This is a genomic window from Paenibacillus lycopersici (genome assembly GCF_010119935.1).
Classification (GTDB): domain Bacteria; phylum Bacillota; class Bacilli; order Paenibacillales; family Paenibacillaceae; genus Paenibacillus_Z; species Paenibacillus_Z lycopersici.
In genome coordinates this window covers 3,960,404-3,983,967 of the sequence record NZ_CP048209.1, presented here as the reverse complement: position 1 = coordinate 3,983,967, position 23,564 = coordinate 3,960,404, and the positions used below count along the sequence as shown (strand labels likewise).

At 59.9% G+C, this 23,564-nt stretch carries 23 protein-coding genes; 21 read left to right on the top strand and 2 right to left on the bottom strand.

What is annotated here, in order from left to right:
• Positions 1-156: 156 nt before the first annotated feature.
• From GXP70_RS17485 to GXP70_RS17475, 3 genes are all read left to right on the top strand, one after another.
• Positions 157-1,035 carry a radical SAM/SPASM domain-containing protein gene (locus tag GXP70_RS17485; protein WP_162358019.1) on the top strand — a complete coding sequence of 293 codons (879 nt, stop codon included), beginning with the start codon at positions 157-159 and terminating at the stop codon, positions 1,033-1,035.
• A 24-nt stretch (positions 1,036-1,059) separates the two neighbouring features.
• Positions 1,060-3,003, top strand: coding sequence for an LTA synthase family protein (locus GXP70_RS17480; protein ID WP_162358018.1), 1,944 nt, complete (start codon positions 1,060-1,062; stop codon positions 3,001-3,003).
• Positions 3,004-3,202: 199 nt separating this feature from the next.
• The gene (locus tag GXP70_RS17475) at positions 3,203-3,781 is read left to right on the top strand and encodes a hypothetical protein (RefSeq protein ID WP_162358017.1); all 579 of its coding nucleotides are present in this window, start codon (positions 3,203-3,205) and stop codon (positions 3,779-3,781) included.
• Between the two features lie 126 nt (positions 3,782-3,907).
• Here GXP70_RS17475 and GXP70_RS17470 read toward each other — a convergent pair whose 3' ends face one another.
• Complete coding sequence (locus GXP70_RS17470) at positions 3,908-4,528, bottom strand: biotin transporter BioY (RefSeq protein ID WP_162358016.1); 621 nt, start codon at positions 4,526-4,528, stop codon at positions 3,908-3,910.
• Positions 4,529-4,626: 98 nt separating this feature from the next.
• Between GXP70_RS17470 and GXP70_RS17465 the strand changes: the two genes are divergently transcribed.
• The 4 genes from GXP70_RS17465 (at position 4,627) to GXP70_RS17450 (ending at position 9,345) form a co-directional block, all read left to right on the top strand.
• Positions 4,627-5,487, top strand: a complete 861-nt coding sequence (locus GXP70_RS17465; protein ID WP_162358015.1) for an ATP-binding cassette domain-containing protein — start codon at positions 4,627-4,629, stop codon at positions 5,485-5,487.
• On the top strand, positions 5,484-7,508 hold the full coding sequence (locus GXP70_RS30075; protein WP_162358014.1) for an ATP-binding cassette domain-containing protein: 2,025 nt from the start codon (positions 5,484-5,486) through the stop codon (positions 7,506-7,508). Before GXP70_RS17465 ends, GXP70_RS30075 begins: the two co-directional genes overlap by 4 nt.
• A gap of 59 nt (positions 7,509-7,567) precedes the next feature.
• Complete coding sequence (locus tag GXP70_RS17455; protein WP_162358013.1) at positions 7,568-8,632, top strand: M42 family metallopeptidase; 1,065 nt, start codon at positions 7,568-7,570, stop codon at positions 8,630-8,632.
• 71 nt (positions 8,633-8,703) lie between these two features.
• Complete coding sequence (locus GXP70_RS17450; RefSeq protein WP_162358012.1) at positions 8,704-9,345, top strand: hypothetical protein; 642 nt, start codon at positions 8,704-8,706, stop codon at positions 9,343-9,345.
• Between the two features lie 111 nt (positions 9,346-9,456).
• On the opposite strand, the gene GXP70_RS17445 is transcribed toward GXP70_RS17450, so the two are convergent.
• Complete coding sequence (locus GXP70_RS17445) at positions 9,457-10,398, bottom strand: DMT family transporter (RefSeq protein ID WP_162358011.1); 942 nt, start codon at positions 10,396-10,398, stop codon at positions 9,457-9,459.
• 280 nt (positions 10,399-10,678) lie between these two features.
• Between GXP70_RS17445 and GXP70_RS29590 the strand changes: the two genes are divergently transcribed.
• The 14 genes from GXP70_RS29590 (at position 10,679) to rocF (GXP70_RS17380) (ending at position 23,407) form a co-directional block, all read left to right on the top strand.
• Complete coding sequence (locus tag GXP70_RS29590; RefSeq protein WP_192043365.1) at positions 10,679-10,831, top strand: hypothetical protein; 153 nt, start codon at positions 10,679-10,681, stop codon at positions 10,829-10,831.
• Positions 10,832-10,955: 124 nt separating this feature from the next.
• Entirely contained in the window at positions 10,956-11,378 is a 423-nt protein-coding gene (locus tag GXP70_RS17440; protein ID WP_162358010.1) for an SRPBCC family protein, read from the top strand.
• A gap of 1 nt (position 11,379) precedes the next feature.
• Positions 11,380-11,760 (top strand): ArsR/SmtB family transcription factor, encoded by a 381-nt coding sequence (locus GXP70_RS17435; RefSeq protein ID WP_162358009.1) that lies wholly within the window; start codon positions 11,380-11,382, stop codon positions 11,758-11,760.
• A 144-nt stretch (positions 11,761-11,904) separates the two neighbouring features.
• Positions 11,905-12,711, top strand: coding sequence for an MBL fold metallo-hydrolase (locus tag GXP70_RS17430; protein ID WP_162358008.1), 807 nt, complete (start codon positions 11,905-11,907; stop codon positions 12,709-12,711).
• Between the two features lie 165 nt (positions 12,712-12,876).
• Positions 12,877-13,608, top strand: coding sequence for an ABC transporter ATP-binding protein (locus GXP70_RS17425; RefSeq protein WP_162358007.1), 732 nt, complete (start codon positions 12,877-12,879; stop codon positions 13,606-13,608).
• Positions 13,608-14,369: an ABC transporter permease gene (locus tag GXP70_RS17420; protein ID WP_162358006.1), complete on the top strand. Its 762-nt coding sequence runs from the start codon at positions 13,608-13,610 to the stop codon at positions 14,367-14,369. Before GXP70_RS17425 ends, GXP70_RS17420 begins: the two co-directional genes overlap by 1 nt.
• Before the next feature lie 78 nt (positions 14,370-14,447).
• Entirely contained in the window at positions 14,448-15,368 is a 921-nt protein-coding gene (locus GXP70_RS17415) for an aldo/keto reductase (RefSeq protein ID WP_162360530.1), read from the top strand.
• Positions 15,369-15,634: 266 nt separating this feature from the next.
• Entirely contained in the window at positions 15,635-16,432 is a 798-nt protein-coding gene (locus GXP70_RS17410) for a sugar phosphate isomerase/epimerase family protein (protein ID WP_162358005.1), read from the top strand.
• Between the two features lie 754 nt (positions 16,433-17,186).
• Positions 17,187-18,422 carry a D-alanyl-D-alanine carboxypeptidase family protein gene (locus GXP70_RS17405; RefSeq protein WP_162358004.1) on the top strand — a complete coding sequence of 412 codons (1,236 nt, stop codon included), beginning with the start codon at positions 17,187-17,189 and terminating at the stop codon, positions 18,420-18,422.
• A gap of 100 nt (positions 18,423-18,522) precedes the next feature.
• Positions 18,523-18,810, top strand: a complete 288-nt coding sequence (locus tag GXP70_RS17400; protein ID WP_162358003.1) for a HesB/YadR/YfhF family protein — start codon at positions 18,523-18,525, stop codon at positions 18,808-18,810.
• A 230-nt stretch (positions 18,811-19,040) separates the two neighbouring features.
• On the top strand, positions 19,041-19,916 hold the full coding sequence (locus tag GXP70_RS17395) for a LysR family transcriptional regulator (protein WP_162358002.1): 876 nt from the start codon (positions 19,041-19,043) through the stop codon (positions 19,914-19,916).
• 287 nt (positions 19,917-20,203) lie between these two features.
• Positions 20,204-21,115 carry an arginase gene (gene rocF, locus GXP70_RS17390; protein WP_162358001.1) on the top strand — a complete coding sequence of 304 codons (912 nt, stop codon included), beginning with the start codon at positions 20,204-20,206 and terminating at the stop codon, positions 21,113-21,115.
• Positions 21,116-21,192: 77 nt separating this feature from the next.
• Positions 21,193-22,413, top strand: coding sequence for an ornithine--oxo-acid transaminase (locus tag GXP70_RS17385; RefSeq protein WP_162358000.1), 1,221 nt, complete (start codon positions 21,193-21,195; stop codon positions 22,411-22,413).
• A gap of 34 nt (positions 22,414-22,447) precedes the next feature.
• Positions 22,448-23,407, top strand: a complete 960-nt coding sequence (gene rocF, locus GXP70_RS17380) for an arginase (protein ID WP_162357999.1) — start codon at positions 22,448-22,450, stop codon at positions 23,405-23,407.
• The last annotated feature ends 157 nt before the right edge of the window (positions 23,408-23,564 follow it).

Below are 23,564 nucleotides of genomic sequence, written 5' to 3'. Positions count from 1 at the left end.
CGAAGGTCCTGTTTCTTTGTATGGAGCCGGTTGGCCTAAGGGAGTTGCTGGAAGGCCCGGCGCCGAAAGTGGACAGGCCTCGTCCCGGCGTCCTATAATGGAGGGTATGGTATTGCAAAGCATAGGGTTGAAGCGAGGAAACGAGGCGCTGGCGTCATGAAGACATTCAAGAAATTTTATATCGAAATAACGAGCATCTGCAATCTGGCCTGCTCCTTCTGTCCGCCGACGAATCGCGCGAAAGGGTTCATCGGCATCGAGGATTTCACGAAGACGCTGGATGAAATCAGGCCGCATACCGAGCATATTTATTTCCACGTCAAGGGCGAGCCCCTGCTCCATCCCAAAATCGACGTGCTGCTCGATCTCGCCGGCGAACGCGGCTTCAAGGTCAATCTGACCACGAACGGCACGCTGCTCCATAAGGCAGGACCGAAAATCATCGGCAAGCCGGCGCTGCGCCAAATTAATTTCTCCCTGCACAGCTTCGACGGGCATGAAGGATCGGTCGACAAGGAAGGGTACGTCGGCAGCGTTCTGACGTTTGCCAAGGAAGCCGTCGCCAGGTCGAACGTCTTGATCTCGCTGCGGCTGTGGAATCTAACGGAGAACAACGTGACGAACGTGCAGCGTCAGCGCAACCAGGACATTCTGGACCTGCTGGAGCGGGAATTCGCGCTCGAGTACCGCATTCAGGATCAGTTCACCCGCGGCAAAGGGATCAAGCTCGCCGACCGGATCTACTTGAACCACGACCATGAGTTCAAATGGCCGGATTTGAAGGAGAAGGAAGACGAGGGCCGCGGCTTCTGCCACGGACTGCGGAATCAAGCCGGCGTGCTCGTGGACGGCACCGTCATTCCGTGCTGCCTGGACGGCGAAGGGGTTATCGATCTGGGCAACATTCATCAGACTCCGTTCTCGGCAATCATCGAGGGGGAACGGGCGAACCGTATGTACGACGGCTTCTCCCGCCGCGAAGTGGTGGAGGAGCTGTGCCGCAAGTGCGGATACAGGCAGCGGTTCAGCATGTAAGGAAAGAAGGGTTTTCATACAATCATGCATCATTCACCGATTCAATCGCCCAAACGGCTGCTTCGCTTGAACGAGGAGCGGAATGTCCGCGTGCCGCTGTTCTACGCGGCCGTCTTCATTCTGCTCGTCAAGCTGGCGCTGCTGCGCTATTTTCTGTTCGGCGACATCAAATGGACGCGGCTGACCGCGGACGCTTCCGCGCTGCTCGTGCTGGCATGCGCGCTTGAGCTGGCGACGCCGGCCAAGCTTAAAGCATGGGCGTACGGCGGGCTGAACCTGCTCTTGTCGCTGCTGTTGTTCTCGTCGGCGGTCTATTTCGAGCATTTCGGCACCCTGCCGACATACACTGCGCTATACGAGCTGCATCAGGTGACCAAAATCAAAGACAGCGTCGAGAACACGGTACAGTGGAGCCATTACTGGTTCTTCCCGGATATCGCGTTCGCGCTCGGCTGGTGGATTTATACATCGGTTACCGGGAAGAGAAGAAGCGGCCCATCCGGCTTCCGATTCGGTAAAACCGCTCCGGCAAGGCCGATGTACCGCGTCGTGCTGAGCGTGCTGTTCATTCTCGCGGTCGTCGTGTCGGCGAGGTTCATCCAGACCGGCATGCCCATCGAGAACGAGCTCGTGCTGGCGGAGGACGAAGGCTTCCTGAATTATCAGGTGACGGCCGCGATCAAAGCGGCCAAAGACAACAGCATCGCCGCCGAAGGCAACACGGAGGAATTCGCCAAGCAGGCCAAGGACCTGCAGGCGACGTATCCGTACCAAGACAAACAGGGCGGAACGCCGGTCGATTTCGGGATCGCGAAAGGCAAGAACGTCATCTTCGTGCAGCTCGAAGCGTTCCAGAACTTCCCGATCCACTTGAAGCTGGACGGCAAGGAGCTGACGCCGAACTTGAACAAGCTGGCCGACGAGGGCATTTACTTCCCGCATATTTTCCAGCAAATCGGCCAAGGCAATACATCGGATGCGGAATTCATGTCCAATACGTCCATCTATCCGACGGCGCAGATCGCCATGTCGACGGGCTACGGGAACCGGAACGTGCCGAGCCTGCCGCGGCTGCTGCAGCAGAACGGCTACGTGGCGGACACTTTCCATGTCAATGACGTGACGTTCTGGGACCGGAACAAGCTGTACGCGGCCATTAACTTCAATCACTATTACGACAAGCCGTATTACAAGAACGACCATTTCAACAGCTTCGGCGCGTCCGACGAGGAATTGTACCATACCGCCGTCGACAAGCTGAGCGAAATCAGCGTGAGCAAGCAGCCGTTCTACGCCCAGTTCATTACGGTATCGAGCCACTTCCCGTTCGCGGTGCCGGCCGACCGCGCGAAGATGACGCTGCCCGACAAGCTGAAGGGCACGCAGCTCGGCAACTACCTGCTTGCCGTCAATTATACGGATTATGCGATCGGCACGCTGATCGAACGGCTCAAAGCAGCCGGCCTGTGGGACGACACCGTGCTCGTCTTCTACGGCGACCATTTCGGCCTGCAGCCGGACGATAACGATCCTGCGCAGGTCGGCGAGGCGCTCGGGATCAAATACGATCCGAAAGTGACGCGCTTCAACATCCCGCTCATCGTTCGCGTGCCGGGCGAGCAGAAGGGGGAAGTCGTGGATCGGGTCGGAGGACAGGTCGATATTCTGCCGACGGTAACGAACCTGCTCGGCATTTCGCTGGACGAGGCGAAATTCACGGCCTTCGGACATGACTTGCTTAACGTCGACCATAACGTCGTCGGCTCGCGCTATTACTTGCCGACCGGTTCGTTCTTCAACGACGACGTATTGTTCGTGCCGGGCAAAGGCTTCGACGACGGAACCGCCGTCAATATCCGAACGCTGGAGCCGGTTACGGATCTGTCGCCGTATCGCGCCGATTATGATTACATCATGAAGCTGATGACGCTGTCCGACCATTACGTGCGGTCGCTTCCGAAGCGGTAGCCGATTGAATACGCGAAGCAGGCAAGCCCGGGAGATAAGCGCTCCCGGGCTGTTGCCGTTCGGGAACACGGAGGGTCATCGCGGGCTCGGGCTGCATGCCGGCTTACGCGAGTATGGGCGCCGTGCAGAATCAATCGGCGAACTAGAAGGCGAACGGACGAGAGGCGTATACTAGAAGAACCGGGAGGTGCCGCGAAAGGTGAAGAAACTGATTATCGTGCTTGGAACGCTCCTGCTGCTGATCGCAGTCCTGGGGGCGGCGGCCGCATGGTACGTCAAACCGGCTGAAACGCTCGATCTGAATTATACCCCGGTACCTCTGGAAGACCGGGCGCTCGACATGGCCAGGAGCTTAAGCACGAAGCTGACCCTCTCCGAAGCCGACGTCAACAATATAGGCAAAGCTTACATTGCGGCCAACCCGCAGTACGGACCGAACGTGACGATTACCGGCGCGCGTTTTCGGTTCGAGAACGGCCGCGTGGCAGGCCATTATAACTTGAAGGTGAAGAATCGCGTCCCGGTCGGCATCGTCGTCTACTATAACGTGAAATGGCAAGATCCGAACCTGATCGCCGAGGTGGACGAAGCGAAGCTGAGAAGCCGAACGCTGCCTTTGAAATATTTCGACGATATCGTCATTCCGCTCGGAGATTCCGTCCCGAAGCCGCTGCGCGTTCAATCGGCATCGTTGACGGGGAATCAGCTGGTCATAACGCTTAAAAAGCCTACCCTGTCCGAGCTCGCCCAATTGCTGCGGCGGGAGCTCGGCCTGTAGGCAGGCTTTCTAGCGAAGTATTAGGTAAGGCGGAATTTTGCTTGCGTGAGCGGACGCTTCTTGAGCGGACGCTGCTCCTCGGCGCGGCTTGTCAGCGCTGCGACCGGGCAGCAAGCGCTGCGAATGTCAGCGCAGCCGAGCCAGCATCGGCCGCAGCGTGCTGATCAATGCGGTCGCCGCGACGGCTTTGAGGCAGTCGCCGATTAGGAACGGATAGCATCCGCCGCTCATGGCGGCGCCGAAGCTCAGCTTCGCTTTATGCGCAAGCCACGGCACGCCGCCGACGTAGGAGAGAACGACGCCGAAGAGCGCCAGGCTGGCGAACAGCAGGACGATGCCGGTTCGGTTCAGCTTCTTCGAGCCTGCGAACAGCCGGTCGCTGGCGAAGCCGATGAGCAGGGCGGAAAGCGGGAACATCCATATGTAGCCGCCCGTCGCGCCGAAAATAACGGCAATGCCGCCGCTGCCGCCAAGGAGCGGGAGTCCGATTGCCGTCAGAAGGACGACGATGATAATGCTCAAGAATCCGTAGAAAGCGCCGAGCAGGCCGCCTGCGAGCATGACGGCGAGCGTCTGGAGCGTAATCGGGACGGCCGAGTACCATAGCGGGATTTTGGCGAAGCTGAAGGCGACGAACAGGGCCGCGAACAAGGCGGTGAATACCGCGCCTCGAATCCAGGATGCGGAACCGGAGCGTCTGTCGGTGGAAATCGGTGTCTGTGCATTGTGAATCGGCGTCAAAGCCATTGTCAATTCTCCTCTCGAATGTTAACCTTGTTATCTGTTGGAGGTTAACAATTAGCATCTTATCATGGGAGTAAACTTTTGGGAAGAGGGAAATTCGAGTGGTGGATCACCTACATAATAAGCTTGTCCTGCAAAGGGTTTCCGCTTCGAGCGAGTCGGCCGAGGGCGCGGGGACACCAAGGCTGGACAAGATTGACTTCGCGCTGAACCCCGGGGAATGGGTTAACCTGGTCGGCGTCAACGGCAGCGGCAAGTCTTCGCTGGCCCGTCTGCTGGCAGGACTTCCGATCGACGGCGCGCAGGGGTCGTGGGACCGCGGGTTTGCCGGAGCAACGCCGTCGCCGTATGTGATGCAGCAGCCCGATGCGCAGCTGTTCGCCGAGACGCCGCGGGAAGAAATCCGTTTCGCGCTGGAATGGCGCGGGCTTGCGCCCGAGCGGATCCTGACGGAGACGGAGGCGATTCTGCGGGAAACCGGTCTGCAGGCCGTCGGCGATCTGCCATGGGAACGGTTATCCGGCGGGCAGCGACAGCTTGCGGCCGTCGCGGCGGCTTCAGCGGCGAAGCTGGCCCTGATCGTGTTCGATGAAGCGACCTCGATGCTCGACGAGCAATCGCGGGAGGGCGTTCGTGCCATTGCGGCCCAGCTGCACGAAGGCGGGGCGGCCGTCGTCTGGGTAACGCAGCGGCTGCAGGAAATCGGAGCTTCGGAGCGGACGGTCGCCTTGTCGGAAGGGCGGATCGTATTCGACGGGACAGGCGGGCAGTTTCTATACGGTTCCAGCTATCCGATTTCCTTCGGACCGGATGCGGATCCGCCCTGCCTGGCTTGCGGCTTGCACCTTCCGTACGCATCCCGGCTGGCGCTTGAGCTTGGCCGAATAGGCCTGCTCCAGCCGCCATACCCCGAGACGGCCGGTGAATGGGAAGCGGCGCTTCGGCAGGTGACCGATCGATGAACAGGGATTGGGTTCATGCATCGGGCGTCCTCCGAATAAGCGGCATTCAAATGATTAACGGCGAGCATGCTCCTCCGTCTGCCGTCGGCCATCAGCCGCAATTAGATGCACTTGAGCTGAACACCGGCGAAATCACGGTATTGATGGGCGCGAACGGCGCGGGAAAAACCCGTCTGATGGAGAAGATCGCGGGCTTGCGCGGCCCGGGAGAGGTAAGCATACAGTACGGCCGCGAGCCGCTGTGGGTGTCCAGCCGGACGTCGATCCGGGGCAAGAAGAAGCTTAATCCCAAGGCGCTGCTCGCTTACGCGTACGCCTGCCAGTCTCCGGAGGAGCAGCTGTTCCTGAGGACGGTTCGCGAGGAGCTGGTCTATTCGCTAAGACCATATGATAATTCCCTGCCGGCTGCGGAGAAGAGCGGCCGAATCGCGTCCGCCTTGGCAGCCGTGAGCTGGGACGGCACCTGGCTGGAGCGCGATCCCTACGTGATGAGCGGCGGCGAACGGAGACGGACGGCGCTCGCTTGTCTGTTCGCGCCGCCGGCGGATTGGCTGCTGCTCGACGAGCCGACGGCAGGGCTCGACGCCGAAGGCCACGAGCTGCTCGGGGCCAAGCTGCGGCGCTGCGCGTCCGACGGTCAAGGCGTCCTCCTGATCTCGCATGAGAGCGATTGGGCGTTCGGGCTCGCGGACCGCATTCTGCTGCTTCATGGCGATGGAAGCGTTCGTTCGTGCGATCGAAGCGAGCTGCTGGCCAATCCCGGCTGGCTGACCGAGGCGGGCATGAACGTGCCGGACTGGTTCGGCATCGCGCATCTTAGTCTTCAGCTGGGCGTAAACGAGCCGGACGTGTGGGACGCGAGCAAACTCGCTGCAGCGTTGGCGTGGCGGCATCGTCCGGCGCGTACATCGGCTGCCGCCGACGAATGGGATAGGGAAGCCGAAATGCCGGCTGCCGACCCGGCTGTTGAGGCCAGTCAGGCAGCGATACGGGTTGGAGACTCAGAAGCAAAGTTTGCAGCCGGCTCAGAAGCATTGTCGGCAGCCAGTCAGGCAGCCATGCCGACAGCCAGCTCAGTAGCAACGCCAACAGACAGCTCAGAAGTAATGCCGGCAGCCATGCCATCAACTAGTTCAGAAGCAACGCCTTCAGCCGCAATGACCACGGCCGTGTCATCCGGTCAAGATGCCCCGCCGGCGCTCTTACTGGCCGCAGCGCCCCGCCAAGCTGCGCCGACAGACGCAGCACCGGCGCGCAAGCCCTTCGCACTGCGCGCGTCGGCGGCCCTGCCATCGCCGATCGCGGCTTTCGACGCCCGCGCCGTATGGCTGACCTACATCATCCTGTCGACCTTCATGCTCCGGATGGCGGGCTGGCGAAGCATCGGCCTCGCCGCGGCGTTCGTCGCCTGCGCGATCTATTTCGGCCGCATTCCGCTGCGCCGATGGCGCGGAGCGATCCGGGCGATCGCGACGTTCACGGTCGCCGTCTCGATCATTGCGGGCTTCGGCCGTCATCCCTCAGGCGCCTTTTGGGACATGAACGACGCGCTCGTTTCTTTGCGCTCGCTGCTCAAGCCGCTGCTCGTCATGCTGCTCGGCTTCGGGCTGCCGATCGCCGTCACGCCGCTCAGGCTGAGGCGCTCGCTGGAGCAGCTGTTCACTGCCTTCGGTCGCATGCCGGCCTGGGGAACGAAGCTGCTGCTGACGGTAACGCTCCTGCTGCGGTTCGTACCGGTTCTGCTCTCGGAATGGGAGCGGTTTGCCCGCATCGCGGCGGCGCGCGGCAAGAAGACGGGGCATGGCTGGCGGGGAGCGGTCAGGCGTATCCAGGAGACGGCGCTTCCGTTCATGCTGTCCTTGTTCCGGCTCGGCGATCAGGTGACGGACGCGCTGGAAAGCCGCGGCGTCGGCGTACAGCCGCATCCGACCGTGCTCGTCACGGAAGCTTGGCGGCTTCGGGATACGCTGCTCGTTGCCGCCGGAGCGGCGGCAGGTTTGATCCTGCTGCTGAACGAATAGGATTTTCGCCCGGAATGGGCTATGATAGTACAAGGTTCAAGAAAGGAGCGCAAGCAACGATGACTCAACCGCTTCAGCCGCGGATCGACCGCGCGTACATGCTGGCATGTCTCGAACGGCTGCTCGCGACGCCAAGTCCAAGCGGCTTCTGTACGGCCATCATGAAGCAGATTCACGAGGAAGCCGCGAAGCTCGGCTATGACCTTGAACGGACGCCGAAGGGCAACGGCATCATCACGATTCCGGGCAGCCGCCCAAGCGCCGATGACGTCATTGCATTCACCGCCCACGTAGACACGCTCGGCGCCATGGTGCGGTCCGTCAAATCGAACGGCACGCTACGCTTTACATCGGTCGGCGGTTACGCCATGCAGTCCGTGGAGAACGAATACTGCCTCGTACATACGCGCGACGGCAGAACGTACGAAGGCACCGTGCTCACTTCGAAACCGTCCGTCCACGTGTTCTCCGACGCCCGCGACTTCAAGCGCGAGGAAGCGAATATGGAGATCCGCATCGATGAACCGGTCCATGCCAAGGACGACGTCCTGAAGCTCGGCATCGGCGTCGGCGATTTCATCTCATGGGATCCGCGGACGAGAATCCTCCCGAACGGTCTCGTAAAATCCCGCCATCTGGACGATAAGGCGAGCGTAGCCGCGTTGTTCGCTTTGCTGGAATGGATGAAGCGCGAAAGCCGGACGCCGGAACGTACGGTCAAAATCATCATTTCGACCTACGAGGAAGTCGGTCACGGCAGCTCGCATATCCCGGCGGACATTACGGAAATGATCGCCGTCGACATGGGCGCGATCGGCGACGATCTGTCGGCGACGGAATACGACGTCTCGATCTGCGCCAAAGATTCTTCGGGTCCGTACGACTACGAGATGACCTCGGCGCTTATCTCGCTCGCGAAGCGCGAGAATATCCCGCACGCGGTCGATATTTATCCGCATTACGGATCGGACGCGTCCGCTGCGCAGCGCGGCGGAAGCAACATCCGCGCGGCGCTGATCGGACCGGGCGTGCATGCCTCCCACAGCATGGAGCGCACGCATGCCGACGCCATCGCCAATACGGCGGCCCTGCTTGCGGCCTATCTATTCGAGCCGCGCGCCTGAGACTTGCTGGAAAAATTACAAGTGGACAAGTGCAAAACGGACATTATATGATAATTTAAGGGTGATTCGACATGACGACAGAAAATAACGTATCCAATAATAACGATACGCAGGAGCAAGGGAATATTTCGGAAGAAGAATTCCGGCAGGTCGTTCAAGCGCTGCACGACAATGGCTTGAAAGCGCTCCGGTTCAAGTTCGAGGACGAGCAAGTCGACGGACAGGTGTTGAACCACGAGGTCTACGGACCGATTTTTACGTTCAAAGTGGAAACGAGAGACGGCGGCAAATACGCGACCGGCTTCTTCATGCGCGAATTGCTGCAAACGTTCCAGAGCAACGAAGATCCAGCGCTGTGGATCTCCTCGTTCTTCTTCGATCTGATGGACGGCCACGAGGGCGCGGACAGACTGCTGCCGAAGCCGCCGCAATCGGAGGAAGACGCGAAGGCGCTAATCGATAACATCATCGTGCCTTATTGCGCGAAGACGATCCGCGACGAGTTCCCGAACGAACAAGTTTACGTGGATCTGGATCTTCACGAGCAGCACGGCCCCGTTCTGGAAGCCGGATTCACGGCGATCTCGGACGGCAACAACATTTGCGCGCTGCCGCTGCACGTGCTGATCGCGCACTTCCTGTTGAACCGCGATCCCGCCGAGCCGATGATTCAAGGGCTGTACCGCATCCGCGAGGAGCATGGGCTGGAATAGGCTTGCTGCCTCCGATGTATCGCATCCGGCGTCAACGTCTCGATAACGACGACATGAAAAAAGCCTGAGCAATCAGGCTTTTTTGTCGATATTCGGTTCGGGCCGGCGCCATTAATCAACCGCGGCGTTCGCGGACAGCGGATCGGCAGGGAGCGCGGTGCCGGCCTCATGCTTCTCCGCGCGCATGTACAAGACCAGGCCAAGAATGATGAACAGGCCGCCGACCACTTGGAAGCCGGTAATCATTTCGCGGAAAATCAGCATGCCGAGCAGGCTCGCGCCGACCGGCTCCGCAAGCACGGTCATCGAGATGGTCGTCGGCTTCACGTATTTCAGCAGCCAATTGAAAATCATATGGCCGAATACGGTCGGCACGATGGCCAGCAGCGCGAAGACGAGCCATTCTTTGGCGGGATAACCGCCCATCGGGATGCCGCGCGCGACGTTATAGATCGCGAAGCAGGCCGCCGTGACGCCGAATGCGATGAAGCTGTACAGAAACGACGATACGCGGCGCATAATCTGCTTGGCGATGAGCATGTTGACGGCAACGGCAAGCGCGCCCAGAAACGACAGCGTGTCGCCGAAGAAAGCGCGGCTGGACAAGCCGATATCGCCGGAACCGATGCTGGCCGCGCCGATGATCGCGACGAGCATGCCGAGGACGGCCAATCTGCCAGGGCGGTCCTTGAACAGGAAGAACGCGCCGATCATGACGAACACCGGTTCGAGCGCGAGCAGGATGGTGGAGCTTGCGATGGACGTGTAGGTCAATGACGCCATCCAGAGCAGGAAATGCAGCGCAAGGAAGAAACCGGCCGCGAGCAGCAGCAGCCAGTCTTTGCGGCCGATCGTATGTATCGTCCGCAGCTGTTTGGCGCCGAAAGGCAGCATCAGCAGGAAGGTGAAGAGCATGCGGTACATGCCTTGCACGGATACCGGCGCATCGGAAGCGCGAACGAGAATGGGTGCGAACGAAATGGCCAGCATGCCGACCAGAAGCGGAAAGATCGGCGATACGGGCGGCTTGGCGGCCACTGTTGTTGATTGCATGATGACGGTCCTTTCTGCGGGCGGCGTGTAATGAAATGGATGAAGCAATCCTCATTATGCACCTCGAAGCTTGTCCAGGCAAGAGAGCGGCGCGAATTGGCAGCGCGGCGTCCTGATTAGGGAGCGGTGCCGCTCGTCTGTCTGCATGATGCGGATGCTGCGGCCAAGCGCGGCATTCGTCATAATGTTGTCATTTGTAACGTTATGTCAGGTCTGTTATGATGTCATGTAATAAAGGGGCGGCTCCGGATGACCGGAACTGCCGAAGGAGAGACTGACAATGGGCGTACCTGCAGGGGTATGGATTTCGGCGGTAATCATCGGGGTGCTTGTCACCTGGATGACGATTTGGATCACCAATAAAGCCTATTCCCGGCGATGGGAAGATCATGGTCATGGCACGGGCAATAACAAAAACGACCCGACGAATTAATGCGTTTGACATGAAACCAAACGGTGTCCTATACTGAAGGCGAAACCGGAAGGGTTCGCTTTTTTGTTTATCGGACGCATGCTTCTTCCAGGATAACGAGACGTACCAAGGAGATGACAGTAGCATGGAAACGGAGAACGTCTTGCCGGATATTCGGCAAACGCAGGTATTCAAAGCGCCGATCCAGAAAGTATGGGCCGCGATCGCGACGTCTGAGGGCTTAAGCAGCTGGTTCATGCCGAACGATTTCGAACCGATTGTCGGCCATTCGTTCAAGATCGACGCAGGCGCGTTCGGCATGCAGCCATGCGTCGTCAAGGAGATCGAGGCGCCTACCCGGATCGCGTTCCAATGGGGCAAGGAATGGACGATCACGATCGAGCTGGAGGATCAGGGCGACAACCAAACCGCTTGCACGCTCATTCATTCCGGCTGGCGGGTGGACGGCATGACCGAATTCAATATGCCGCATAGCATGGTGCGCGATACGATGAGCAAGGGCTGGGTCGGCCTCGTCGCCAAGCTCGGCTCGTTCGTCGAGGCGTGATATGACCGCGCTGCCATCCGGCAAGCACGACGTGTTTCAGGCGATCGCCGACCCGACCCGGCGCGAAGTGCTGCGGCTGCTCGGCGACAAGGAGATGCCCGTCACCGCCATTACCGGCCATTTCACGATGACGCGCACGGCGGTATCGAAGCATCTTCGCATCCTTTCGGAGGCCGGTCTCGTCAAGGAACGCAAAGTCGGGCGCGAGACGCGCTATCGGCTCGAGCCGGAGCCGCTGCAGGAGCTGCGCAACTGGCTGCGGTATTATGAGCGGTACTGGGAGAACAAATTGTCCGCGCTGCAGCGTATGGTCGAAGCGGACGGCGAACCGGCAACGGACAAGCCCGTAACCGACGAACGGGAAGGCGGCGGCTCAAGCTAACGTTAAACCGTCCGTTTCCGATTTACAGCATCAGAATGCCATAGCGCTGCAGATGCTCATATGCGCTAATCATGTCGCAAACCCGTGGTTTATCGCCGCGGGTTTTTCTGATACGCTTAACGCATGCGAAAGGAGAATTCAACCATGTCAATCGTTACCGCAGCTATACAGTACATCGGACAAGTCGGCGTCGTGATCGGCCGCAACGGCTTCAAGCTCGCCGTCGATCCGTATTTGACGGACTCCGTCGACCGGATATCGCCGGACGGGTTTTGGAAACGCTCTTATGCGCCGCCGGTCGAGGCGTGCGAGCTGAACGACCTGAACCTTGTACTCGTCACGCATGAGCATCTGGACCATCTCGATCCGGAAACGCTCCTTGCCGTTGCCGGCGCATCGCCGTCGTGCAGGTTCGCCGGACCGGCCGTGTGCGCGGACATGCTGAAGCACATCGGCATTGCCGCCGAACGCGTGGACAGCCTTCGGTACGGGGAACGTTACGAATGCGCGGGCGGATTGACGATTCATCCGATCCCGGCATGGCACGAGACGAGGGTCATCGACGAAGAAGGCCGCGACCGCTTCCTGGGCTATATGCTGGACTGGGACGGAATCGTCATCTATCACGCGGGAGACACGCTGGTCACCGAGGAGCTGATTACGATTCTGAACGGCTTCAGCATCGACATCGGCATGCTGCCGATCAACGGCAGGGATCTGTTCCGTCACCGCCGCGGGATCGACGGGAATATGAACGCGCGGGAAGCGGCCGCGCTGGCTGCCGACACAAGGATGGGCGTCGTCGTGCCGCTCCACTTTGACCTGTATCCGAACAACAGCGAGGGGATCGTCGGCTTCGTCGGCGAGCTGTACGATCACTACCGTGGCCAGCGGTATCATATTTTTCAACCGGGCGAGACTTGGATATATGTAGCGAGCGAGGCTCGCTAAGCGCCAGTGGCGCAGCATCGCGCAATCGGATGAAGCAGCGGCGCATTTCGAGCCGGCCGTATCGGAAATACTAGTCGAAATCCGCATTGCAAGCCGTTTACAAGCTATGAAATCATTCAACAATGAAGACGCGTTCTGCAGGAGCAGGAAGGAGGGTGGTCGCGCGTGGGCATTCTTGCGTTCAAAGCATTGAGCAAAACGCTTGCCGGCGGCAGGACGTTGTTCGCGAACATTGCCGCATCGATCGATACACCCTCGTCCATCGCGCTCATTGCGCCTTCGGGGCATGGCAAGAGCACGCTGCTGCGCCTGCTCGCCCTGCTCGACGAGCCAAGCGGCGGCGAGGTGCTGTTGGAGGATCGTTCATCCGCGGGCTGGGAGCCGCAGGCATGGCGCTGCAAAGCGGCTTACGTGGCGCAGCAGGCGGTGATGCTCCCGGGCAGCGTCGAGTGGAATTTGCGCGCGTTCAGCCGCCTGCACGGCACGGCATTCGACGAAGCCGGCGCCAAAGCGCTGATGGCCGCAGCCGGATTGTCGGCGACCGGCTGGTCGGAGGACGCGGATACGCTGTCCGGCGGCGAGAAGCAGCGGGTGTCGCTCGTACGCTCGCTCCTGGCGCGGCCGGAGATCCTGCTGCTCGACGAAGTGACGGCCTCGCTTGACCGGCACAGCAAGGATGCGGTGGAGAAGATGCTGCTTGCCTTGCAAGCGAAATCCGGCACGTCGCTTGTCTGGGTCACGCATGACTTGGAGCAGGCCAGACGCGTCAGTACGCGGATCTGGTTTCTGGCTGACGGGTCATTATGGGACGGGGAGTCGGAAGCCTTCTTCCGGCAGCCTCCGACCGAAGCCGCAGCGCAGTTCCTGAAGCAGCGGACGATGGAGGCGGTGGACTGATGTCGCTCACGGCGGTTGCGTTCACGCTGCTCTTCGTCGCGATCACCATATTCGTCTCCATGCGCCAGAAGCTCGGGCTGGAGCGCGATATTATCGTAGGCACGATCCGCGCGGCGGTGCAGCTGCTCGCCGTCGGATTGGTGCTGCAGGCGATATTCCGGACGACGCATCCGCTGCTGCTCGTGCCGATCATCGTCATCATGGTCGCGATCGCGTCCTGGCACGCAGCCAGGCGGGGGAAGGGCTTGCGGGGCATCGGGCTGAGGATCGGCATCGCCATCGCCTCGACGGAAGCGATGATCATGCTGCTGCTGCTCGGCATGCATATTATCCAGAGCACCCCGCAGTATATCATCTCCATCAGCGGGATGACGATCGGCAATGCTATGGTCGTGGCGGGCCTCTACCTGAACCATATGAGGCGCGACGTCGAGTCGTCCCGCGGCGAGATCGTGACGCTGCTGGCGCTCGGCGCAAGCGCGAAGCAGGCCATCCAGCTCGGCATCAAACGCGCGGTGAAGGCGAGCTTGATTCCGACGATCGACGGCATGAAGACGGTCGGCATCGTACAGCTGCCCGGCATGATGACGGGGATGATCATCGCGGGCGCCGATCCGCTGCAAGCGGTTCGCTATCAGATGCTGATCGTCTTCGCGTTCACGTCTTCGGCGGCGGTGACGAGCATCATATTAAGCTTGCTCAGCTACAAGCTGTGGTTTACGCCGTCTCTGCAGCTGCGGCGATGGGAGAAAGAAGAATAGCCATTCTCGCGGCTGCTGTCCATCCATGAGAGGGGCAAGCCAGTCCGACCAACAATCGAAGGGAGAGAATCGAAGATGATGAAATACCGCAGATTAGGACGCACGGGACTTGAGGTTTCCGTGATCGGGGTAGGCACATGGCAGTTCGGCGGCGAATGGGGCTTGCAGTTCTCGCAAGCGGATGCCGACGCCATTCTGGACCGGGCAGCCGAGCTCGGCATCAATCTGATCGATACGGCCGAATGCTACGGGGATCATCTGTCCGAATCGCTGATCGGCGATTACCTGTCCCGCCGCAAGCGCGAGGACTGGATCGTGGCGACGAAGTTCGGCCACCACTTCCATGAGCGGTTCACGCGCACCGACAGCTTCTCGCCGAACGAAGTCGTGAAGCAGCTGGAAGCGTCGCTGAAGGCGCTGAAGACGGATTACGTCGACGTATACCAGTTTCATTCCGGTCCCGACGGCGTGTTCGACAACGACCACCTGTGGTCGGTCTTGAACGACCAGGTCCGAGCGGGCAAAATCCGGCATCTCGGCACGTCTATCGGCAGCAACGCGAATGCGCATCAGGTGGACGCCTCGACGAGAATCGGCTCCGAAGTCATCCAGGTCGTATACAACCGGCTGGACAAGGTGCCGGAAGAAGCCGTATTCCCGTCCTGCATGCGGCAGGATCTGGGCGTATTGGCCCGCGTTCCGCTCGCAAGCGGCTATCTTAGCGGCAAATACAAGCCGGACGCCGTCTTCGACGCGACCGACGTGCGTCATCGCCACGATCGCGAAAGCACGGTCCGGAAGCTCGAGGAGGTGCAGCGCATTGCGGCGGAAGAAGTGCCTGCCGGAGTGGATATGGCGGCATGGGCGCTTGCCTGGTGCCTGAAGCACCCGGCGGTGACGGCAGTAATCCCGGGCTGCAAAAGTCCGGCGCAGGTCAGCTCCAACGCGAGCGTGACGGCGCTCTTGACGGACGCGCATCCGCAGGACGTTCGGCGATAGGTCGGCGCAGCAATCGGGAAATATGGAACGTAAGCAGATCTATTGCTGCTCCTCCTTAATTGCAATCTTGATTGCAATCATGCATTATGTGCCGATAAGGCAGTTCGAGGTTAGTTTCACTCATTCCTTGTCATGCGGACAGGATGATAAGCATGGTTTTTCGGATCATATGCTGCTTGGCGGGAGGAGACAGCGTTGTTACACTGGATGTGGCAGTGTCCAATCAGCTGTACTGAATCAAATGTCAACGGAGGAGAAATCGAACGATGAAACTGAATATTTATAATGCCTTATGGGGCATGCCCGGCACTTATGCGGAGCAACTGGCGAGAGCGGCCGAAGCGGGCTATGCCGGCGTCGAGGCTCCGGCCCCGTCGAAGGAGCATGAGAACGAGTTCAAGGAACTGCTGGCCAAGCATAACCTTGGCTATATTGCCCAAATCTTCTCTTCCGGCGATCATGCGGCTTCGTTCGCGGAGCAGGCGGAGCGCGCGGCGAGCTTCGGCCCGCAGCTGATCGTCTCGCACAGCGCGAAGGACAGCATGCCGTTCGCCGAGCAGGTGAAGTTCTTCCAAGCGGCACTCGACGTGGAGCGTTCGATCGGCATTCCGGTCGCGCACGAGACGCATCGCGCGCGGGCGATGTTCACGCCGTGGGCGACGACGGCGCTCTTGAAGGAACTGCCGGAGCTCCGGATTGCGGCGGATTTCAGCCACTGGTGCTGCGTAACCGAGTCGATGCTGGACGACAGAGAAGATGATTTGCAGCTCGCGATCGAGCGCGCCATCCATATCCATGCCCGCGTCGGATTCGCGGAAGGACCGCAGGTGCCGCATCCGGCCGCGCCGGAATTCGCGTACGAGCTGGGTCAATTCGAAGCCTGGTGGAGCCGGATTCTGCAGGCGAGAGAGCGGGATGGCCGCGCCATCGCGACGATTACGCCGGAATTCGGCCCTCCCGGCTACATGCCGACGCTGCCGTTCACGGGCCAACCGGTCGCCGACCTGTGGCAGGTCAATTACTGGATGGCGAACCGCATCCGCGAGAAGTTCGGCCAAGCGTGACGATGGAACCGCCCGATTGCGCTTTCGCCCGATGTGAGACATTCGGTGCTTCCCGGGATCGGCTCCTTTTATTGCAGCGGGAGCGATGGGGGAATTACGCCCGAGGGACTCGGGGCGGCTTGAACCGCCAATGTCGGTCGGTTCCTTCGGGTTTCGTTCGGCTCCCTGCGGTTCCCCGCGGCTCCCTGCGGCTCCTCGCAAGAACGAGGTTGACGGCCATCACGCGCCGTCGCGTTTCGCGCAGATAGACGCGTGATGGCTTCCGCTCCCAGGCTGAGCTGCCGAAACCGTTTGGATCAACCGGCATTTGTGGCCGGCTGGGCAGCAGCGCCGGCGTCGAAGCAAGGAAACGGACAAGAGATGCGTTATTGGCCGGTTTTCATCGTTTTTCTGTATGCTTACGGACAGGAGATGCGCTATTTCGTCCAACATGCAGGCATTTGATGCTTCCAGGGGGCAATAACGGATCCTGTGTCCGATCACCTGTCCATAACGCCGATTTTAATACAGATAGCGGACCCCGTGTCCGTAGCCTATGCAGGTTATCCCGTTCAGGCTGCGCGGGTGGAAGCTTCGAATAGTTTGTCGACAGTCTGGCCGCTCCGAATAGGGAGCGGTTTTTTGCATCCCCAATCACCTCCAAGACAGCCCGCGCGACATTGCCACAAAATAATAATTGCTGATCGCCCGCGTCTAATGGTACGTTAATAGTTACTAGTCTTTACCTAGCGGAGCGGGAGGTAGACGCGTTAACATGTCGGTATACAAACCAGTTCGTTTAGCCGCCTTGCTGCTGATCCTGTTCGTGCTCGGATCGGCCGCTCGCGCCTTTGCGGCGGAAGAAGACCCGGGACCGCCCGCGCTGTCCTCGGATTCCGCGATTCTTATCGATGCCAAGACGGGGACCGTCTTGCTCGCGCATAACGAAGAGAAAGAGCAGTTTCCGGCCAGCATTACCAAGATCGTGACCGGCATCATCGCCATCGAGAGCGGCCGGGAATTATCGAGCCTGGTGACGACGTCGAAGGAAGCGCGGAACGAGGACGGGACGCGCATCTACTTGGAGGAAGGCGAGCAGCAGACGCTGATCAACCTGCTGTACGGCATGCTGATGAATTCGGGCAACGACGCGGCGACGGCGATCGCGGAATTCATGGACGGCTCCAAGGCGAAATTCGCGGATCGGATGAATGAGTTCGTCCGGGAGAAGGCGGGAGCGACGCATACGTTCTTCGTCAATCCGAGCGGGCTGCCCGATCCGCGGCAGGTGACGACGGCGGTCGATATGGCCAAGATCGCCAGATACGCGATGCAAAACGACTTGTTCCGAACGATTGTCGGCACGAAGAAGCTGCCATGGAACGGACAAGCCTGGCAAACGACGCTCGTCAATCATAATGAAATGCTCGGCAATTACGAAGGCACGACAGGCGTCAAGAACGGCTATACGGGCGATTCGGGTTTCACGCTCGTCACGTCGGCCAAACGCAACGGCATGGAGCTGATCGGCGTATTGCTGAAATCGCCGACCAAAGCGCTGCTGTACAAGGATATGACCCATCTGCTCGATTACGGGTTCCGGAACTACGACTTGCAGCAGGTGAAGATGACAGAGCAGGCGTATCCGTTCGCCAGCCTGGAGACGGAGGGCTTCGTGGCCGAGGAGCCGTTATACGCCGTCGTACCGAAGGGCGAAACGCCGGTGGTTACGGTTTCGCCGGCCGGCGAGGTCAACGTCCGCACGTCGCTCGGCGATTATTCGGCAGGCTGGCTGAAGCCCGTGTCGCCGAATTTGTCCGCCGTTGCGCAGCGGTACCCGGAGGTCGAAACGGCGATGAAGAGCGCCGCGTCGCCGGTTCATGATGCCATCGAGCCGTCGAACAGCAAGAAAGAGGCTATTCTCTTCGTGTGGATCGGATTGCTGGTGTATTTGGGCGTGATGGCCGTTATCCGCCTCAAACGGCAGCGGGTACAGCGCAGGCGCTATTAGCCGGGCAGCAGCCTGATATTATCGACCGCGAAGAGGTAATTCCCTTGGCTGCGGCGAATATATATCATGTAACCGTATCCAAAACGAGGAGATGGAAACGATGAGACTTTCGGTAGAACAGTCGGCTGCACAATGGTACATCAGGGAACTGGAATTGGCGGATGGCGATCATTTGCGGATTTTCGTAAGGCTTGGCGGCAGCGGCAGCGTTCAACCCGGCTACTCGCTCGGCATCATGAAGGATACGCCCCGCAATCCGGGTCTGAAGGACGTCGTGGAAGGCATCACGTTCTACATGGAAGCGGACAACTTGTGGTTTCTGGAAGACAAAGAGCTGCTCATCCGGTTCAATGCCGAGGAAGACGACATTTCCATGGATATCGAATAAGTTAGACGGATTGCCGCCGCCCGAGGGACTGCCCTCGGGCTTGTTTATTCCGGGGGCATTGCGCCGCATTGTCCAAGTATCCGCCGTTAATCGCGCGCGGTTAGCTATCGTCTGGCTAAAGGATGATTGCAGAGGCTTCAGCCGCATAAGGCAGTCTTGGCTTCGCTTGCCCCAAGGGGGCGTTCCCACTATAATGGTTCCAATGAATTCGGCAAGGACGTGAGGCAGGCATGGATTTCAAGAAATACAAGACGTTTCAGGTCGTCGCGGACACGCTCAACTTGACGAGGGCCGCCGATCAGCTCGGCTATACCCAGCCGACGATCACCCTGCAGCTGCAGTCGCTCGAGAGCGAGCTTGGCGTAACGCTGCTCGGCCGCAGCGGGAAACGGACGTTCTTGACTCCCGCGGGCAAGCTCGTCAAGCGATACGTGGACCGGACGTTCGCGCTCATGGAGGAGATGGAGGCCGAGCTGCGCAAGCTTGAGCATCCGCATGGGCTGTTGACCGTGGCCGCGCCTGAATTTTATTGCACGCAATATTTATCGCTCATTCTGCATTCGTACATCGCCGAGAATCCGAACGTCAAGCTGCAGCTGTTCTCCTGCGACAGCAACGACGCGATGAAGAAAGTATCGTCCAACGAGGCGGATTTGGCGATTATCGCCGGTCCTTGCGAGCTGCCGCAAATCGAGACGATGCCGCTCGGCAGGGAGGATCTCGTTCTCGTTACAACAAGCGAGCTGCTGGAACAGCATACGTTGACCGAACTGCTGGGGACCTACCCGTTCATCACGTACAAGTCCGGTTCCAACATTCAGCGCCTCGTGAACGAATGCTTGTCGGAATACGGCATCGCGCCGGAGAAGTACATCGCCTGCGTCTCCGACGAGACGATCAAACGGACGGTCATGTACAATACGGGCATCGCGCTGCTCGGCGCAGGGCTCGTCGAGGATGAGCTCCGCAAGGGAACGTTGGCGGAAATTCACAGGTTCCCGGGCAAAATCGAAACGAATATGGTCATGCTCAAGAAACGGATCGCGGAACAGAACATCCATTCCTTCGCGGAAATCGTCAAACGCATCTGGAAGGAATGGGGCTGACGCCTTCGCCCGCCGATCGAGGGCGTATAGGATCTTACATCGGCGCCCATCAGAACACCTCAGGACGCCTTCCCATATCGATGCCCGCCTCCGGCCGTTCGTCTGCCGGAGGCTCTTCGTCGTTGCCGGAGCGGGTAATTGAGCGTCTCAGCAAGCGCTATATCTTGGAGAGAAATTGAGGCAACATTGCATTTCTTAATCGTAACCATTGAATTATTCAATTTTTTCAACAAAAAACGCTATGCTACAATGAGAATGAACGAATGTTTTGGGAAAGGGTGCAACGTATGGATGCGGTGAGGAAGACCAACATCACGATTATCGGCGTGCCGCTGCATTATGGTGCAAACCGGAAGGGCGTGGATTTGGGACCGGACGCGATTCGCGGCGCGAATTTGCAGGATCGGCTGGAAGCGCTCGGCTATACGATCGACGATCTCGGAGACTTGCAGGTGAACAGGCAGCTGCAGCCTGCCCCCGAAGACGAGAAATTGAAGTATTTGAGCGAGATCGCCAGGGTCAACCGGGAGCTGTGCGCTTCCGTCTCGGCAGAACTGGGCAAAGGCAGATTTCCGCTCGTACTGGGCGGCGACCATAGCATCGCAATCGGCACGATCAAGGGCGTCCTGCAGCATATCAAGCGGCTGGGCGTTATTTGGTTCGATGCGCATACCGACGTCAACACGCATGAAACGACCGATTCGGGCCATATCCACGGCATGTCGCTGGCGGCCGCCCTCGGGTTCGGACACGGCGACCTGACTTCGATCGGCGGAGCCGACGTCAAGCTGAACCCAGGGAACGTCGTCATTATCGGCGCGCGGTCGATCGATCCCGGCGAACGCGCCTTTCTGAAAGCGAGAGGGATCCGCGTGTTCACGATGCACGATATCGACCGCGACGGCATGAAGCGGGTGATGGAGGAGGCGCTGGACATCGTGTCGAACGGCACGGACGGCGTCCACTTGAGCCTCGATCTCGACGGCATGGATCCTTCGGCGGCGCCTGGCGTCAGCACGCCGGTAACCGGCGGCCTGTCGTACCGGGAGAGCCATTTCGCGATGGAGATGCTGTTCGAACGGAATCTGCTCGTCTCCGCGGAAGCGGTGGAAGTCAATCCGATGCTGGATCGGCACAACAAGACGGCCTCGGCGGCGGTGGAGCTGATCGGCTCCGCGTTCGGCGAGCGGATTCTATAGCTCGTCAGTCGATACGGGAGAGTACGCAAGCGCAAGCCCGCAAGCAGAGTGCAGTCGGAGAAAAGGAGCGTGGCCGCATGGCAAGCACTTCGAATGCATCCAATCGGATCATCGCCCGGACGGAACGGTTCGGGGCGCATAATTACCGGCCGCTGCCGATCGTCGTCTCGAAGGCGGAAGGCGTCTGGGTCGAAGACCCCGAAGGGAATCGGTATATGGATATGCTGAGCGCTTACTCGGCGCTGAATCACGGCCACCGGCATCCGCGCATCATCGAGGCGCTGAAGGCGCAGGCCGATCGGGTCACGCTGACCTCGCGCGCGTTCCATAACGACCGGCTCGGCGAATTCTACGAGAAGCTGAGCGCGCTGACGGGCAAAAGCATGATTTTGCCGATGAATACGGGCGCGGAAGCGGTCGAGACAGCGCTTAAAGCGGTTCGGCGCTGGGCGTACGGCGTTAAGGGCGTGCCGGAGAATCAGGCGGAGATCATCGTCTGCGAGGGCAATTTCCACGGCAGGACCATTACGGTGACGTCGTTCTCGTCATCGGACGAATACAAGGCGGGCTTCGGACCGTTCACGCCAGGCTTCCGCATTATCCCTTACGGCGATATCGAAGCGCTCCGGGCGGCGATAACGCCGCATACGGCCGCATTGCTCGCGGAGCCGATCCAGGGCGAAGCCGGCATCGTCATCCCTCCGGACGGTTATTTGAGAGAAGCTGCCGAGCTGTGCCGCTCGCGGCAGGTGCTGTTCGTGGCGGATGAAATCCAGACCGGATTCGGCCGCACGGGCAGACGGTTCGCCTGCGACTGGGAAGGCGTTGTCCCCGACATGTACATCCTCGGCAAAGCGCTCGGCGGCGGCGTGTTCCCGATATCCGCGGTAGCGGCGGACGAAGCGGTCCTCGGCTTATTCGAGCCCGGATCGCACGGCTCGACGTTCGGGGGCAATCCGCTCGGCTGCGCGGTTGCGATCGCGGCGCTCGACGTGCTGGAAGATGAAGGACTGATTAAGAGATCCGAAGAACGGGGTAACTACTTCATAGGTCTGCTTCGAAGCATCGGCAGCCCGGTTATCAAGGACATTCGCGGCCGGGGATTATTCATCGGCGTGGAGCTGAACGGCGAAGCGCGTCCTTATTGCGAGAAGCTGATGAAGCTCGGCATCCTGTGCAAAGAAACGCATGCGACGACGATTCGTTTCGCGCCGCCGCTCACGATTGCCACCGGGCAGCTTGATTGGGCTTTCGAGCGGATCAAGCTGCTATTCGCACCGGATAGCCGCATAGAATAGTATGACAAACCGATCCGAATGTGGGGCGAAAGCGATGACTAATAGGAAAGACACTCGCGGCAGCGGCGGTCGTTACTCCGCCGGTTCAGGCAGGAAGCTACATCTCATTCAGGTGCCGTTCGGTCTCGGCGCAGGCAGGCCGGGCAACGAGGCGGGGCCGGAATCGATGATTCAAGCCGGCTTGCTGCGCCAGCTTCGCAAAACGGCTTACGAAGTAACGGGAGAATCGAGATTGAACGCCGCCGGCCGGCAGGCGAATCCGGCAGTCGCGGAAGGACCCGTCAAGCATGCGGCTGAAGTCGGCGCGATGTGCCGGAGCGTCTCGGAAGCCGTCGCGGAGGCCTCGGAACGCGGCGAGCTGCCGCTCGTGCTGGGCGGCGATCACAGCGTAACGATCGGCGTGCTGGCGGGGCTTGCGGCGAAGGAGAGACGCGTCGGCGTCATCTATTTCGACGCGCATGCCGGACTGCATACGGAGGCAGGCAGTCCGAGCGGCCATATCGGCGGCATGTCGCTGGCGGTGGCGCTCGGCTATGCGAGGCCGGCTCTCGGCGATGTCGGCGGGCTTGCCGGCGGCAGCGCGATCCGCAAGCAGAACGTCGTGCTGATCGGCGTCCGCGACGTGGAACCGGAGGAGCGCGAGCTGATACTGTCCGAAGGCATCACCGTCTTCACGATGCATGAAATCGACCGGATGGGCATCGAAGCGGTCATCGGCAAGGCGCTCGAAATCGCGGGCGACGGCACGGACGGCATCCATGTCAGCTTCTCCGCGGACTGTCTCGATCCGCTCGAAGCGCCGGGCGTCGGCATGCAGGTGCCCGGCGGGCTGACGTACCGCGAAGCGCATTTCGCCTGCGAGCTGCTGGCGGAATCGGGCCGGATCGCGTCCATCGATATGGTCGAAGTTAACGCGATGCTGGACGAGAGCAGGCGAACCGCGCGTCTGGCGATCGGCTTGATCGCTTCGCTGCTCGGCAAACGCATACTATAGGAGCATTCGATGAGCACACGTCAATGACAGCCGCAATCTCTTAGATGAAACGACTACAGCCGTTACGAACCGCTATCTCTCCGATTGCGCTCCGCAGCGGCTGTTTATTTATCGTTCCTATGAACAGCTCAGACGAACAGCTTAGATGAACAACTCG

Bases quoted from the DNA above. Each gene is read 5' to 3' on its own strand.
- GXP70_RS17485 (WP_162358019.1), top strand. From the start codon at position 157: ATGAAGACATTCAAGAAATTTTATATCGAAATAACGAGCATCTGCAAT.
- rocF (WP_162357999.1), top strand. From the start codon at position 22,448: ATGACTAATAGGAAAGACACTCGCGGCAGCGGCGGTCGTTACTCCGCC.
- GXP70_RS17420 (WP_162358006.1), top strand. From the start codon at position 13,608: ATGTCGCTCACGGCGGTTGCGTTCACGCTGCTCTTCGTCGCGATCACC.
- rocF (WP_162358001.1), top strand. From the start codon at position 20,204: ATGGATGCGGTGAGGAAGACCAACATCACGATTATCGGCGTGCCGCTG.
- GXP70_RS29590 (WP_192043365.1), top strand. From the start codon at position 10,679: ATGGGCGTACCTGCAGGGGTATGGATTTCGGCGGTAATCATCGGGGTG.
- GXP70_RS17410 (WP_162358005.1), top strand. From the start codon at position 15,635: ATGAAACTGAATATTTATAATGCCTTATGGGGCATGCCCGGCACTTAT.
- GXP70_RS17455 (WP_162358013.1), top strand. From the start codon at position 7,568: ATGACTCAACCGCTTCAGCCGCGGATCGACCGCGCGTACATGCTGGCA.
- GXP70_RS17435 (WP_162358009.1), top strand. From the start codon at position 11,380: ATGACCGCGCTGCCATCCGGCAAGCACGACGTGTTTCAGGCGATCGCC.
- GXP70_RS17415 (WP_162360530.1), top strand. From the start codon at position 14,448: ATGAAATACCGCAGATTAGGACGCACGGGACTTGAGGTTTCCGTGATC.
- GXP70_RS17385 (WP_162358000.1), top strand. From the start codon at position 21,193: ATGGCAAGCACTTCGAATGCATCCAATCGGATCATCGCCCGGACGGAA.
- GXP70_RS17445 (WP_162358011.1), bottom strand. From the start codon at position 10,398: ATGCAATCAACAACAGTGGCCGCCAAGCCGCCCGTATCGCCGATCTTT.
- GXP70_RS17395 (WP_162358002.1), top strand. From the start codon at position 19,041: ATGGATTTCAAGAAATACAAGACGTTTCAGGTCGTCGCGGACACGCTC.
- GXP70_RS17400 (WP_162358003.1), top strand. From the start codon at position 18,523: ATGAGACTTTCGGTAGAACAGTCGGCTGCACAATGGTACATCAGGGAA.
- GXP70_RS17440 (WP_162358010.1), top strand. From the start codon at position 10,956: ATGGAAACGGAGAACGTCTTGCCGGATATTCGGCAAACGCAGGTATTC.
- GXP70_RS17470 (WP_162358016.1), bottom strand. From the start codon at position 4,528: ATGGCTTTGACGCCGATTCACAATGCACAGACACCGATTTCCACCGAC.
- GXP70_RS17480 (WP_162358018.1), top strand. From the start codon at position 1,060: ATGCATCATTCACCGATTCAATCGCCCAAACGGCTGCTTCGCTTGAAC.
- GXP70_RS17405 (WP_162358004.1), top strand. From the start codon at position 17,187: ATGTCGGTATACAAACCAGTTCGTTTAGCCGCCTTGCTGCTGATCCTG.
- GXP70_RS30075 (WP_162358014.1), top strand. From the start codon at position 5,484: ATGAACAGGGATTGGGTTCATGCATCGGGCGTCCTCCGAATAAGCGGC.
- GXP70_RS17450 (WP_162358012.1), top strand. From the start codon at position 8,704: ATGACGACAGAAAATAACGTATCCAATAATAACGATACGCAGGAGCAA.
- GXP70_RS17430 (WP_162358008.1), top strand. From the start codon at position 11,905: ATGTCAATCGTTACCGCAGCTATACAGTACATCGGACAAGTCGGCGTC.